Consider the following 13412-nt stretch of genomic DNA (forward strand, 5'->3'; position numbering starts at 1 on the left):
GTCAGGGTGGAGGGATCGGGTTCATTCCATGCGTCGCTTGGTCATCCTTGCGGTGATCCCCAGGAAAAAGGTGGCGGAGGCCATCAAGAGGAGGATGTCCGGCATCAGGTGCTTCCAGTCCGTCGGAACCTGGAAGAGCGTCTGGATGGCGGAAACGAAGTAGCGCGCCGGGATCAGATGCGTCACACCGCGCAGGAAGGTGGGCATGCTGGAAATTTCATAGATGAATCCCGAGAGCATGGTGGCCGGCAGGAAGGCTGCATTCAGCGCGGCTTGTGCTGCATTGAATTGGTTCCGTGTCGCCGTCGAAATCGCTAGGCCGATTCCGAGCACGCTCAGGAGGAAAAAGGTGCCGACCACGCAGAGCGCCAGCACCGAACCACGGAAAGGAACGCCCAGCAGCCAGCGCGCGGAGGCCACGCAGAGCAGCAGCGAAAACATTCCCAAGGCGTAGTAGGGCAGGATCTTGCTCAGCAGCAGCTCCGCGCGGGTCACGGGGGAAGCGAGCAGGGCCTCCATGGTTCCGCGTTCCCACTCCCGCGCCACCACCAGTGAAGTCAGTAGAGCGCCGATCACCGTCATGATCACGGTGATGGACCCGGGGATCAGGAAATTCCGGCTCTTGGCCGATGGGTTGTACCAATACCGTGGCTCCAGGGCCACGTCGCGCTTCAACTCCTCCCCCCGGTCATCGGCGCGCTGCGTCATCCAGATCTGCCACACGCCGCTCACGTAGTTCGCGACGAATTGCGCCGTGTTTGGCTCCGAGCCATCCGCGACCACCTGCAGGGGAGCGGTGTCGGAGGTAACCTTCATCCGCCGTGAGAAATCCGAAGGAATCACCACGAAGCCACGGATCTTCGAGTCCGCCATGTCGCGAGCCATGTCCTCCCGTGTCTGGTAGTGGTGGATCTCCATCGACGGCGTTCCGACCAAGGCTGAGGAGAAACCTTCGGCTTCGGTGCCTGTTGCCTCGTTGAGGAGGCCGATCTTCAGCGTCGGCGTATCGAGGTTGATTCCGAAGCCGAAGACAAACATCAGCAGCATCGGCAGCGCGAAGGCGATGAGGTTGCTACTCGGATCCCGCAGCATCTGCAGCGTTTCCTTCCAGCACAGCGCCTTCAGCCTGCGGATCGAAAATGACGTCTTTGACGCCCCGCTCATCAGGGATCCTCCTTTCCGGTCACGAGTTCGATAAAGGCATCCTCCATGGTCGGGTCCGGATTCTCCTTCGTCGCCACGCTTTCCTTCAGCTCGTCCGGCGTGCCATTGGCGATCAGCTTGCCACGATAGACCAGGCCGATGCGGTCACAGTATTCCGCCTCGTCCATGAAGTGGGTGGTCACCATCACGGTCACTCCACGTTCCACCAGGCCATTGATATGGGTCCAGAATTCGCGGCGTGTCACCGGATCCACGCCGGAGGTCGGTTCGTCCAGGAAGAGGATGTCCGGCTCGTGCATCACGGAGCAGGCGAGCGCCAGCCGCTGCTTGTAGCCGAGCGAGAGTGAATCCGTTTTCGCGTTCAGGAAGGGATCGAGGTGGAAGATGTGCGCCATCTCTTCGCTCCGTTCCTTTTGTTGCTTTCTATCCAAGCCATAAATGCCGGAGAAGAATGCCAGGTTCTGGGTCACCGTCAGGTTTCCGTAGAGGGAAAACTTCTGGGCCATGTAGCCGAGCTTCTGCCGGGCTTTCCTGCCGCTTTTCCGCAGGTCCATTCCTACCACTTTCGCGGTGCCTGCGGTCGGAACCAGCAAGCCGCACATCATCTTGAAGGTTGTCGATTTCCCCGCGCCGTTCGGACCCAGCAGGCCATAGATCTCGCCGCGCTTCACCTGGAAGGTGACGTCATCAGTCGCCTTGAAGTCGCCAAATTGTTTCGTGAGATTCTGTGCCTCGATGACAGTCTCCCCGTTGCGGGGGATTTCGGTGGTGTGTTTTGCCAGGATCGATTCGCCGCTGGGGCCGCCTCCAAGGAGGTCGATGAAGGCATCCTCGAAGCGGGGTTTCACCACCACCCACTCGGCGTCTGCATTTGCGCCGATCTCCTGGGGCGGGAATGTCCCCTGATCCTTGCGGATCGTCAGGCGCAGGCTGTGGCCCTGGATCGTTCCATCGCTGACCTCGGGGCGCGAGAGTGCGCGGGTCAACATCTGCCGCTTGGCTTCGCCGGGCTCGCGGAGATTGTAGACGCGGCCAGCCAATGGATCGGCGATTTCCCCGGGCGTGCCGCTGAAGAGCATCTTGCCCTCGTTTAGCACCAGCGTCGTGCCGCAGAGTTCCGCCTCATCGAGGTAGGCGGTGCTCCATACCACGGCGATGCCTTGGTTCACCAAGTCCTCTACCATCCCCCAGAGTTCGCGGCGGGAAATCGGGTCCACGCCCACCCCGGGCTCATCTAACAAAAGGAGCTTTGGCTTGCCGAGGAGCGCACAGGCCAAGCCGAGCTTCTGCTTCATCCCGCCCGAGAGCTTTCCGGCAAAGCGTCCGGTAAAGCGCTTGAGGTCGGTGAAGGTGAGCAGGCGCTCGAAGGCTTCTTCGCGTTCCTGGCCGATCACATGGCGAAGATCCGCCTGGAGTTTCAGGTTCTCCATGACCGTGAGATCCTCATAGAGACCGAACTTCTGGGGCATGTAGCCCACGTCGCCACGGATGACGGCAGCCTCGGCGATGGGATCATGGCCGAGGGTCTGGATCTTTCCGTTGTCCGGCTCCATCAAGCCTGCAATCAGGCGTAACAAGGTCGTCTTTCCCGCGCCATCGGGCCCGGCGAGCCCGGTGATCAAGCCCTTGCGGACTTCGCCGGACACGGAATCCAGCGCGGGCTTGTCCATCCCGGGAAAGGTCTTCGTGACCTCATGGAAGCTGATCACCACTTCGCCCGGCTGCGAAGCTGCTGACTCCTTTTCTATATTCCCATTCGCCATGCGGTGCCGGGCTTTTGATGTCTGATGCCTGCGGGCTTACTTGGATTCGCCGGCGGGGAGTTCGACCGTCACCGGCATTCCTTGCCGCAAGGAGCCATCTGAATCTTCCACCACCACGCGCAGGCGATAGACCAGCGAGGTGCGAAGCTCTTCCGTCTCCACCGACTTCGGCGTGAACTCGGCGCGGGGCGAAACGAAGCCCACGGTGCCGTGATAGACCTTGTCGCGGTCGCCATCGGTCTTGAGCGTTACCTTGGTGCCCGGCGGGAATTTTCCAAGCTGCGGTTCATGCACGTAGGCGCGCACCCAGACCGGCTTTTCAAGCGAAAGGGTCAGCACGGTCGGCCCGGCTTGCACGATGGCGCCCGGTTCGAGTGCCCGGGTGATGATCACGCCGTCGGAGGGGCTTTTCAGCTCGGTGTCCGCCAGCTTGATTTCCGCAGTCTTCACGGCCGCCTCGGCTTTCAGGACTTCCGCTTCCGAGGCACCGACACCTGCCGACGCGGCATTCACCGCGGCTTCCGATGCCGCGATCTCTTCCTTGCGGAAACCTGCTTCGAGCTGGTTCAGGTTCGCCTCGGCGACCTTCGCCCGCTGTTGCGCTTCATGGAAGGCGGCTTCCGCGTTCTCGAAATTCTGGCGGGAGACCCCGTTCGTCTTTACCAGCTGCGATTGCCGCGTGTAGGCGCGCTCGGCATTTTCCATCGTCACTTGGGCCTGTGCCAAGGTCGCGCGAGCTTGGTCGATCTCTTCGGTACGATAACCTGCGCGTTTCAGATCAGCGTCTGCCTTGGCTTGTCCCAGTGTGGCCTTGGCTTGCCCCAAGCCCGCCTTGGTCTGTTCAAGCGTGGCTTTGGCTTGTTCCAGATCGCGCTCATAGGGTTCGTTGTCGATCCGGGCCAGGAGTTCGCCAGCCTTCACCAGATCGCCCTCGTCCTTGAGCACTTCCGCGATCCGGCCTGAGACGCGGAACCCGAGATCAACGCCGCGGATGTCCACGTTGCCGTGCAGGACCAGCGGCTCGTGATTGCTACGGTACTTCCCGTAGAAATACCATCCGCCTCCCGCCAGTGCGGCGAGCAGCAGGATCACAGGGATTGCCTTTTTCATCGTTGAACTCCTTTCGTTGTCAGTCCTTCACAGATCAGCTCGACATGTTCGTCGAGGATCGCCGCAATTTGTGCGGTGTGGCTCTCGTCGAGCTTGGCCACTCCGAGCCGGCGGAGAATCGTTGCTCTCGCCAGGGTGAAGACCAGCACCTGGCCGAAGATCGCGTGGGTCCGCAGGATCACCTGCTGGGATTCTGCCTCTTCTCCCGTGGCCACTGCCACAGCCCGGGTGAAAAGCTGGTGGAGAGGGCGCAGTGTCTTTTCGTAGAGAAGATCGAATTTCTCGCTGGGAGCCGCTTGCTCGCGCAGCATCACCAGCCGGATCTTCTCGAATTCTGAGCCCTCCAGTTGTTCTCCTAGAAGAGTCCGCATCATCCGCTTCATGATCGACTTGGCCAACTTCTGGTCGGGTCTTCCTTCCTTGAAGCGTTCCCGCGCTTCCTCAGCCACCTTGCCGAAGACGCCTTGGACATACTGGCCGATGCCTTCGAGGACCGCCGTGTAGAGAGTCTCCTTATTGACGAAGTAATAGGCGATAGCCGCCACGTTCTGACCCGCCTCATCCGCAATCTCCCGGACCGAGGCGTTGTCGTAGCCCTTTTCGCCGAACTTCTTCAGCGCAGCCAGCAGCAGCTTCCGCCGCGCTTGCTCGCCTTTGTTCGGACTCGATGGAAACAGTTCCCGCTCCACGAAGAAAGAAATTACACGACCGTCCAAAAATGTCAAACGATTGTGTAAGTTTGGTGGCTAGCCCGGCAGGGATTTCGTTTTCCGTCGCTGCGGAAGAATCTCCCCGGAGCTTCATCAGGGCTTCACATTGCCCTGCCATGGATCTCTTTCAGAATCCAAACCTCTGCCTTGTGATGGCAAAAAAGAAAGCCCCTCTCCCTCTGATTGTGTTCACGGTTTCGTTGGCTGGCATTCTCCTTCTTGGGGCCTTCGCGTCCCCTTGCATGCCCATCAACAAGTCGAAGAAGCTGCAGACCTTGAACGATGCCATGGGGCTCCAGACCGCGCTCAACAACTACTACAGTGAGTACGAAAAGCTGCCGGAATTCGGCATGGGGGGCGATGAAGCGCAGACCGATGGCGTGGTCGGTTCCAAGCTTCTCACCATTCTTCTGGGGAAGGAGGAGGTGAGTGATGACATGCAGAACAAGAAGCAGATCACGTTTCTCAATGCGAAGGTGAACAAGAACAGAGCCAAGGGCGGCCTCATCTACTCCAATGGTGGATCCGCAACCCTTCCCGAAGGGCTCTACGATGCATGGGGGAGACCCTTCCGACTGAAGTTCGATCTCGATAACGACCAGGAAATCGCAGATCCACTCGAGGAAGGAAACATCATCCGCAACAAGCAGGTGATCGTTTATAGCGACGGGGAGGACAAAAAGCCCCAAAGCGAAGACGACATCAAAACGTGGTGACTTTTGCCTCTTTGCACCAATCGACTCTTCCGGAAAACGATGGGCATGAGCAGGGACTTCATCATCACCATGGGAGTGATTGTTGCCGGGGTGGTGGCTGTGAGCCTCTACACATCCCTAGTCGGTGTTCCGGGTCGGCCGCATGCTTGGACTGCCGGTGACGTGAAGTCCCTCGCGATGGCCATCGAATATTTCCATGAAGAGTATGGAATGTATCCCGACTTCGGCATGGAGGGAGATGAAGCTCAGGCCGACGGGCGATCGGGTTCATCGCTTTTCACCATCCTTCTTGGCAAGGAGGTGGTGACGGACAAGATTCAGAATAGGAAGCGGATTGCCTTCCTCAACGTGAAGGTAAGCAAGAGTAGAGCTAGGGGTGGCCTTGTGTACTCGAGCGGAGGTTCCGGCGTCATTCCCGAAGGTCTTTACGACGCTTGGGGCAATCCCCTGCATATGAAGTTCGATATCGACTGCGACCAACAGATCGAGGATCCGCTCGAACAAGGGAAGGTCATCCGCAACAAGCCTGTTGTCGTTTACAGCTTTGGCCCGGACAGAAATCCGGGCGGAGGAGACGACATCATCTCATGGTAGCAGCTTGCCGCGTCGTGATCCATGTTCAGGCTTTACCGCTTCTTCTTCCCCGGCTTGCGATCCTTGCTTTTTCCCTTTGGCGGCCAGCTCTTTTCAAACTTCCGCTTCTTCTCCTTCTTGGCAGGCTTCTCCTCCCACTTCGCCGGAGCGCCGTGAACCTTCGGCTGAGCTTCGCCTTTCTCCAGCGCGATGCGGAAGTCGATGAACTTCCCTTGGAAGTCGATGCGCTGCACCTGCATCTTGATCCGTTGGCCGAGTTGGAACTGCAGCCCGCTTCGCGAAACGAAGCGCATCTGTGATTGCTCGAAGCGCCACTCGCCACGAGGCAAATCCTCGCGCTTGATCATGCCGCGAGCGCCAAGATCGGTCGCTTCCACCAGCAAGCCCATCATACGCACGTCTGTCACCACGCCCTCGAATACCGGAGGCTCCGGCATCTTCGAGCAGAGGTTCAGGTACTCGAGCATCTTGAGTTGCTTCGTCTCGTTCTCCGCTTCGGCCGAGGTCCGCTCGGTGTCGGAGATGTGGCGCGCGAATTCTGCGAGTTCGTTCTGCCCCGGAACCTTGTCCGTCTGTTTCGGAGGATTGGTGAGGAAGGCTTGGAGTGACCGGTGCACGATCAAATCCGCATAGCGCCGGATCGGGCTGGTGAAATGGCAGTAGTCGCCCTTCGCCAAGCCGTAGTGTCCCAGCGGATCCGCGGCATACATCGCGCGCTTCAGGCTCTTGAGCAGCCCCAGCTTGATCAGATGCTCATCGGGTCGGCCTTTCGCGCTATCGAGCAGCTTTTGAATGTGGGCACGGTTCGTCAGGTCCCCGGGCTGATATCCATGCGCCCGTGCGGTCTCGGTATATTCGTGCAGCTTTCCGAAATCCGGATCCTCGTGGACGCGATAAATGGTCGGCTTGTTCTTGATCTTCAGCAGACGCGCGACCGCTTCGTTCGCGATCAACATGCACTCCTCGATCAATTGGTGACTGGCCGTGTGTTCCACTTGGTGGACCTCCACCGGCTTGCCCTTTTCATCCAGCTTCACGCGGATCTCCGGCATCTCCAGATCCAGGGCGCCATCGGCGAAGCGCTTCTTGCGCAGGATCGCGGCCATCTTCCATGCCTCGCGCACCATCTCCTCGAGGCCCTTCACCGAGCCTTCCGGAGCGGGCTTGCCATCCAGGATTGCCTGAGCCTGCTTATAGGAAAGCTTCGCCTGTGAATTGATCACGGCATCGCAGAAGGTCGTCTTGCTCACCTTGCCCGTTGGGGAAATCTCGATCACCGCGCATTTCGTCAGGCGGTTCACATCCGGCTTCAGTGAACAAATCCCATTGCTCAACTCCGGCGGCAGCATCGGCAGCACACGATCGACCAGATAAGTCGAGTTCCCGCGCTCCGAAGCTTCCTTGTCGAGTGCGGTCCTCGGTTTCACGTAGTGAGATACGTCCGCGATGTGCACCGCGAGGGTCCACCCCTTGCCATGCTTCTCCACCCAGATCGCATCGTCGTGGTCCTTCGCATCCGCGGGGTCGATCGTGATGACCAGACGGTCCCGCCAATCCTCGCGCCGCGCGATCTCCTTCGGATCGACCTCCTCCGGCACCGCGCGCGTTTCCCGTAGCACTTCCTCCGGGAATGAGGTGCGCAGACCCTGTCGGTGGATCACGGCCATGATGTCCACCCCTGCGTCGCCCGGCCAGCCGAGCACTTCCAAGATCCTGCCGCGCGGGGTGCGATGCTTCTCCCACTGCTCCAGATCCACCACGACCAGCTGTCCCGGCTCCGCGGTCGTATCGCCGTGCACGTCGATCTGGCCTTCCATTGCGGGGTCCTCGGTCTCGACCCAGCCGAATTTTCCTTTCCTCTTATACACCCCGACCACCCGGCCGCTGCGGCGCTCGAGCACGCGCTCCACCTTGCCGCGCGCATCCGGTTCCTCTTCTTCCGAGAAACGCTTGCCCTGACGCCAGCGCGCGGGACGGGGGAGGTGAAAGATGACCTCCACGCGATCGCCTTCGAGCGCGGTGCCGGTATCGCGACGGGGAATGTGCAAGCGCGAGTACTTCTTCAGGTCGATCCCCGAGGCCAGATTGCCGGGATCCGCCATGTCCGGGTAAAACCACGCATGTCCCCGGGGCAGGAAGCGGATGGTGCCGCGCAGATGGTTGCCGGTTTTCGCCTTCGGCGTCTCATACCGGCCCTTTTTCCCTTCTTCGATCACCCCTTCCTTCACCATCGCTGCCAGTTCCCCGCGCAGTAGCGGTCGGTCATTGGTGGAGAGGGACAGTTCGCGGGAGAGTTCCGACTTATTCATCGGGCGGTAACCCTTGCCGCCCATCAAGCGGAGCAACTCGCCCCGCAGTTCTTTTCGATCCATACGCCCGCATCATGCACGCTTAAAGCCAAGGTGGCAACCCGGGAGCGGTGGTCCCCCGCGCCCCAACAAATCCTCTTGGCACTGAGCGCCCCTGCACTATCTTGAAAAAACTCCCACCGGGGAAAAACGGATGATTGCCACCGCTCCGGCTTTTGGCTCTCTTTCAGGAAATCTACGAAATATCCAGACATGAAAACCCGTCCAGCCAACCGCACCAACCGCGGTTTCACCCTCGTCGAGCTTCTCGTCGTGATCTCCATCATCGTGGTGCTCGCCGCGATGAGCTTCGGTGCTGCAAACATGGCCATCAACAAGGCCAAGAAGCTCCAGAGTTCCAATGACGCGAACGGGCTGAAGACCGCCATTGAGAACTACTACCAGGAGTACAGCAAGATGCCTGACTTCGGTATGTCGGGCGACGAAGGCCAGACGGATGGCCAGACCGGTTCCGAACTCCTCACCATCCTTCTGGGCAAGGAAGAAGTGAGCGACAGCATGCAGAACAAGAAGCAGATCGTCTTCCTCAACGCCAAGGTGAACAAGAACAAGAACAAGGGTGGTCTTGTTTACTCCAACGGTGGTAACGGTGCTACCCCGGAAGGCCTCTATGATGCCTGGGGCAATCCGTTCCACATCAAGATCGACGACGACTATGATGGTGAGATCACCGATCCGCTCGAGCAGGGCAATATCGTCCGCAACAAGCAGGTGATCGTTTACAGCTACGGTCCCGATGGCGCGAAGGGCGCGAAGGGCAAGACCGGCGTGGGCGATGACATCAAGACTTGGTAAGCTCCCGCGTTCATAAGCCTCTTTCATCCACCCCGCCCGGCTTGGCCGCGGCGGGGTTTTTCGTGTCCCGTGCTCTGGATCGCAAGGAATTGATCGTTAGCGCCTTTCAAATCAGATTCTGCAATAATCGGCAGAAATTGAGATCAAAAGTGATCTGGCGTGGAAGATGCAGTGAGGCCAGCGGGCTCATGCCCAGCCTCCCCTTCGCGATCGCCATCACGTCCGGTGAAAACCTGCCCTCAGCACCGTGTGTTGCGGGCGATTGCGAACTCTTTCCAGCGGTAGGATGGTCGCGAGGCGGTACCCCATGAATTCAGGGATACCGCCTCGCCTTTTCCATCCGGCAGCGCAGGTATCCTCAAACCAAGCGCTGCGACGGGCTGCTAAGGGCCCTTATTCGCCTGCGGTGGCTGTGCCGGTCCATGTCCGTGCGGTGGCCCTTGGGGCTGCAGTTCACGAGGCGTCAGTTCGCCGTCACCGTTCTTGTCGAGTTTGGCCAGCCCTTCCGGTGCGGTCTGGATCTCGCTTGCGGAGACCTTCCCGTCGCGATCCGTGTCGAGGGTCGCAATCACGGGTGGCAACGGCCGATGGGGAGGGCGGCCCTCCTGGTCCGCTCCCTCCGTGGGTGGCGGACCGGCTCGGAGAGGCGGGGGGCTGCCTGCTGGGCCATGTGGTGGTGGCGGCGCACCTTCCGGGGGCTCGGGTAACAGTTCGTCCAAGGTTAGTTCGCCATCGCCGTTTTCATCCAGCGCCTTGAGCGCCTCGCCCGAGGCGGCAATCTCCGCTGCGGAGATTTTGTGATCCCGGTCGCTATCCAGCGTTTGGATCAGGGGCATCGGAGGATGCGGAGGATGTCCACCCTCCGGAGGTCCCTGGCGTTCCTCTTGGGCCTGGCATGCGATCGCCGCCAGCAGTGCTGCGGCGAAGGTGATCGTGGTCGTATTCATTGTTGTTATCCGTTCGTGGTTTAAGCGGCGGAGAACCGTCATCCGCCAACGATGGAACCGGCCCATTGTTAAGCGTGTGTGTGGGTTGCGGTGGCTTCGTGTAAAAGTCGCCTTTTCCCCGGAACACAGGCCGCTCTTCCACCTCCCGGAAGTTTTGTTAAGGAGAGGTAAAACCGGTGGCTGAATGTCGCCGGCTTGCGCCATCCTCCCCTGAAGCATGAATCCGAGGGATCTTCCCCAAGCCCGTCCCCTGCTGGTAGTGGACGACGATCGCAAGCTCTGCGGGCTGATCCGCGATTACCTGGCTCCTCACGGTTGGCAGGTGGACATGCGCCATACCGGTACCGAGGGCCTCGAAGCGGCCCGCTCCGGAAAGTTCGAGGCTGTGCTGCTCGATGTGATGATGCCGGGCATGGATGGCTTTGAGGTCCTGCGTGAACTCCGGAAATCCTCCACCGTGCCCGTCCTCATGCTGACCGCGATGGGAGAAGAGGCGGATCGCATCGTCGGCTTGGAACTCGGCGCGGATGATTATCTGCCGAAGACCTTCTCCAGCCGCGAGCTGCTCGCCCGCCTGCGCGCCGTCACGCGTCGCTCCGTTTCCCCGCCGGCCGGCGATGATGCCATCGCGAAGGATCTGGTCGCAGGCGAGCTGGTCTTGAATGAAGGCTGCCACGTGGCGACCCTCGCCGGCGAAGCGCTGGAACTCACCGCGCTGGAATTCGCGATCTTGGCGACCCTGCTGAAATCAAAGGGACGCGTGAAAACCCGGGAGTCCTTGTTAGAGGAAGTCTCGGACCGTCGCTTTGATGTCTTCGATCGGTCGATCGATGTGCACGTTTCCCAGCTTCGCCGGAAGCTCGGGGATGATCCGAAACAGCCGCGCTTCATCCACACCATCCGCGGCGTGGGTTACAAGCTGATGGACGAGGGCGCCGGATCATGAAGAGCCGCGCGAGATTTCCCCTGATGGCGAAGATGCTTGTTTGGCTTCTCGTCCACCTCGGCGTGCTCGCGGCGGTCTTCGCGCTCTTCGTTGCCTGGCAATTGCGGCTCGGGTTGGACTCGCTGCTCAGCGGTGCGGCTGGTGAGCGCCTGAAAATCGCCGGGGATGAACTCGCCACGGAATTGCGAGCCTCGCAGCGGAAAGAATGGCCTGAGATTCTCAGGCAGCATGAGCAGGCTCTGGGCATCCAGCTCTTCCTGCAGCTCGGTCCGGATCAATGGATCGGCCCGCGCCCGGAAGCGGTACCGGAGAATGTGGAACGGCGGATCAAGGAATTCCGCCGGCCCCAAGGGGACGCCAGGCCACCCCGTGGCTTTGGCGGGCGTGGTCCCGAGGGGCGCCGCGGCCCGCCGCCAGAGGGGCCTCCCGATGACTTTGCGGAAGGCCCGCCTCCCGGGGGCGGACCTCCAGGCATGCGCGGCTTTCCACCGCCTCGTGAAGGCCCCGGGGAAGAAGATGGTCGTCCCCGGATGGCAGATCGCATGGCCAAGCCCCAGGTGCGTCCCGATTTCCTGATCCGGGGCAAGGGCGGGAATGGCTACTGGGCCGGCATCGATCTTCCTCTTTTCGACCCTCCTCAAGAAGTCCCGCTGCATGCGCTTCTCATCCTGCGCTCGGCCGACCTCTCCGGAAACGGCCTCTTCTTTGATTTGAAGCCATGGGGTGTCGGTGCCTTGGTCGTACTCGGCTTGAGCCTCCTGCTGTGGGCTCCCTTCATCATTGGGATCACCCGCTACGTCTCGCGGCTTTCCAGGGCCACGGAAGCGATTGCGGACGGCAGATTCGAAGCGCGCGTCGGCGTTGAGCGCTCGGACGAATTGGGAAGCCTCGGCGCATCGATTGAATCGATGGCATCACGGCTTGATCGGCTTGTGCGTGGCCAGAAGCGCTTTCTCGGAGATGTGGCTCATGAGCTGTGCTCGCCGCTCGCACGTATCCGCACGGGGCTTGGCGTCATGGAGTATGGACTCTCCTCGGAACAACAGACGCGGCTCGAATCCATCGAGGAGGATGTGAGCGAGCTGTCGCGGCTGGTTTCGGAAGTACTCGCGTTCACAAAGGCGAGCACCGCGCCTGGTTCGGTCCGCCTCGAGAACGTGGAGATCCTGCCCATCGTGCAGCTCGCGCTCTCCCGGGAGTGTGCCGGCCAGCATTCGGAGATCCGCATCGCGCCGGCCCTTGCCGTGACAGCGGATCGGAATCTCTTCGCGCGTGCCGTGGCGAATGTTCTTCGAAACGCCCGCAATCACGGCGGTGATGATTGCTTGGTGAAGATCGCCGCGGCTCCGCATGGCGATGCAGTGGAATTGGTGATCGCGGATAATGGACCCGGAGTGGACTCCGCCGATCTGCCGCGCCTGTTTGAGCCCTTCTACCGGCCGGATGCAGCGCGGACCCGTGAAGCGGGAGGATCCGGGCTTGGCTTGGCCATTGTACGCGCAGGCGTGGAGGCATGTGGCGGGACCGTGCGTGCCGAGCCGGCAGCACCGCACGGGTTGGCAGTGATCTTCCGCCTTCCGGTGGCGAAGTACGATAAATCTAGTAATTGACCCGATGCCGGCGCCCGCAGCCCGGATGTCCCAGCCATCGCTGCAGTTTCCTCTGCGCCCTCATTCGAGGGGAGAATCTCCTTAGATCGGCCGCAGTCCTCCTCAAGCGGGGAGCCAGCTCCTAGGGACAGATCCAGAAGGAGGACCCCGAGACCTCCATAGACGCCTTCGGAGGGCCGGAACGGGGCTCACCGACCCCTTTGGAGGGCCCGGAAAGTGTCCCGCCGCCCGACTGGGGACCTCAGGAACCCGCACGGAATGAAGTCTGAACTTGCGGAATCACTGGGAATTCAATAGGTTAAGGCAGCGGATCTTCTTCCGATCTCGTCACCAAAAGTGCCGTTGCGCGTCCGTAAAGGTGTGCAATCTATTGATCCGTAATAAAGAACACATAGCCCCAAGCGGCATTTCAGCCCCGTTTTTGACGTCCTTCTGCATCCGAGCACGTGGAGGGAGCGGCGAAGTCGCCCCGGAGCTCAAAAAACTTCAAGAGTATCATTGTTGAAAACCAATGACTTGAGTGTTTCCTCTGAAAAAACTGGAGAAAACCTTCACGAAAGAGATTGACCCGCGGGGCCGGTTCAGACTAGGGTCTCCCCGTCGCCGCAACGCTAGCGACGCGAGAGACGAAGGTCGATCGCGACTCCTCGAGAGTCCGATCGGCTTTTTAGTCCCCTCGAACGAAGGA

At 60.4% G+C, this 13412-nt stretch carries 11 protein-coding genes; 5 read left to right on the forward strand and 6 right to left on the reverse strand.

What is annotated here, in order from left to right:
- Positions 1 to 21: 21 nt before the first annotated feature.
- Genes HHL09_RS15645 through HHL09_RS15660 form a run of 4 tightly spaced genes read right to left on the reverse strand, consistent with a single transcriptional unit; the run spans position 22 to position 4726 of the window.
- Positions 22 to 1164, reverse strand: coding sequence for an ABC transporter permease (locus HHL09_RS15645; protein WP_169455562.1), 1143 nt, complete (start codon positions 1162 to 1164; stop codon positions 22 to 24).
- Positions 1164 to 2927, reverse strand: a complete 1764-nt coding sequence (locus tag HHL09_RS15650; protein ID WP_169455563.1) for an ATP-binding cassette domain-containing protein — start codon at positions 2925 to 2927, stop codon at positions 1164 to 1166. The genes HHL09_RS15645 and HHL09_RS15650 overlap by 1 nt, the downstream gene beginning before the upstream one ends.
- A gap of 36 nt (positions 2928 to 2963) precedes the next feature.
- Entirely contained in the window at positions 2964 to 4037 is a 1074-nt protein-coding gene (locus HHL09_RS15655) for an HlyD family secretion protein (RefSeq protein WP_169455564.1), read from the reverse strand.
- On the reverse strand, positions 4034 to 4726 hold the full coding sequence (locus tag HHL09_RS15660; RefSeq protein WP_169455565.1) for a CerR family C-terminal domain-containing protein: 693 nt from the start codon (positions 4724 to 4726) through the stop codon (positions 4034 to 4036). Before HHL09_RS15660 ends, HHL09_RS15655 begins: the two co-directional genes overlap by 4 nt.
- A gap of 263 nt (positions 4727 to 4989) precedes the next feature.
- Here HHL09_RS15660 and HHL09_RS15665 point away from each other — a divergent pair, with 263 nt between their 5' ends.
- Positions 4990 to 5463, forward strand: coding sequence for a hypothetical protein (locus tag HHL09_RS15665; RefSeq protein ID WP_169455566.1), 474 nt, complete (start codon positions 4990 to 4992; stop codon positions 5461 to 5463).
- Between the two features lie 45 nt (positions 5464 to 5508).
- Positions 5509 to 6057, forward strand: coding sequence for a hypothetical protein (locus tag HHL09_RS15670; protein WP_169455567.1), 549 nt, complete (start codon positions 5509 to 5511; stop codon positions 6055 to 6057).
- 32 nt (positions 6058 to 6089) lie between these two features.
- Here the strand turns inward: HHL09_RS15670 and rnr are convergent, their stop codons facing one another.
- Positions 6090 to 8429, reverse strand: a complete 2340-nt coding sequence (rnr, locus tag HHL09_RS15675; RefSeq protein ID WP_169455568.1) for a ribonuclease R — start codon at positions 8427 to 8429, stop codon at positions 6090 to 6092.
- Between the two features lie 189 nt (positions 8430 to 8618).
- Between rnr and HHL09_RS15680 the strand changes: the two genes are divergently transcribed.
- A complete protein-coding gene (locus tag HHL09_RS15680) occupies positions 8619 to 9221 on the forward strand; it encodes a prepilin-type N-terminal cleavage/methylation domain-containing protein (protein ID WP_169455569.1) in 603 nt (200 codons plus the stop codon).
- A gap of 383 nt (positions 9222 to 9604) precedes the next feature.
- Here HHL09_RS15680 and HHL09_RS15685 read toward each other — a convergent pair whose 3' ends face one another.
- Entirely contained in the window at positions 9605 to 10168 is a 564-nt protein-coding gene (locus tag HHL09_RS15685; RefSeq protein WP_169455570.1) for an EF-hand domain-containing protein, read from the reverse strand.
- A 217-nt stretch (positions 10169 to 10385) separates the two neighbouring features.
- On the opposite strand from HHL09_RS15685, the gene HHL09_RS15690 reads away from it, so the two are divergent.
- Together HHL09_RS15690 and HHL09_RS15695 are read left to right on the forward strand one after the other, a co-directional pair.
- Positions 10386 to 11114, forward strand: coding sequence for a response regulator transcription factor (locus HHL09_RS15690; RefSeq protein ID WP_169455571.1), 729 nt, complete (start codon positions 10386 to 10388; stop codon positions 11112 to 11114).
- A 23-nt stretch (positions 11115 to 11137) separates the two neighbouring features.
- The gene (locus tag HHL09_RS15695) at positions 11138 to 12724 is read left to right on the forward strand and encodes a sensor histidine kinase (RefSeq protein WP_169455572.1); all 1587 of its coding nucleotides are present in this window, start codon (positions 11138 to 11140) and stop codon (positions 12722 to 12724) included.
- Positions 12725 to 13412 lie beyond the last annotated feature (688 nt).

The sequence above is a fragment of the Luteolibacter luteus genome, assembly GCF_012913485.1.
Lineage (GTDB): Bacteria > Verrucomicrobiota > Verrucomicrobiia > Verrucomicrobiales > Akkermansiaceae > Haloferula > Haloferula lutea.

What these genes read in the sequence shown, in the direction of transcription:
- HHL09_RS15650 (WP_169455563.1), bottom strand. Translation starts at nt 2,927, where the DNA reads ATGGCGAATGGGAATATAGAAAAGGAGTCAGCAGCTTCGCAGCCGGGC.
- HHL09_RS15690 (WP_169455571.1), top strand. Translation starts at nt 10,386, where the DNA reads ATGAATCCGAGGGATCTTCCCCAAGCCCGTCCCCTGCTGGTAGTGGAC.
- HHL09_RS15645 (WP_169455562.1), bottom strand. Translation starts at nt 1,164, where the DNA reads ATGAGCGGGGCGTCAAAGACGTCATTTTCGATCCGCAGGCTGAAGGCG.
- HHL09_RS15685 (WP_169455570.1), bottom strand. Translation starts at nt 10,168, where the DNA reads ATGAATACGACCACGATCACCTTCGCCGCAGCACTGCTGGCGGCGATC.
- HHL09_RS15680 (WP_169455569.1), top strand. Translation starts at nt 8,619, where the DNA reads ATGAAAACCCGTCCAGCCAACCGCACCAACCGCGGTTTCACCCTCGTC.
- HHL09_RS15665 (WP_169455566.1), top strand. Translation starts at nt 4,990, where the DNA reads ATGCCCATCAACAAGTCGAAGAAGCTGCAGACCTTGAACGATGCCATG.
- HHL09_RS15695 (WP_169455572.1), top strand. Translation starts at nt 11,138, where the DNA reads ATGGCGAAGATGCTTGTTTGGCTTCTCGTCCACCTCGGCGTGCTCGCG.
- HHL09_RS15670 (WP_169455567.1), top strand. Translation starts at nt 5,509, where the DNA reads ATGAGCAGGGACTTCATCATCACCATGGGAGTGATTGTTGCCGGGGTG.
- HHL09_RS15655 (WP_169455564.1), bottom strand. Translation starts at nt 4,037, where the DNA reads ATGAAAAAGGCAATCCCTGTGATCCTGCTGCTCGCCGCACTGGCGGGA.
- rnr (WP_169455568.1), bottom strand. Translation starts at nt 8,429, where the DNA reads ATGGATCGAAAAGAACTGCGGGGCGAGTTGCTCCGCTTGATGGGCGGC.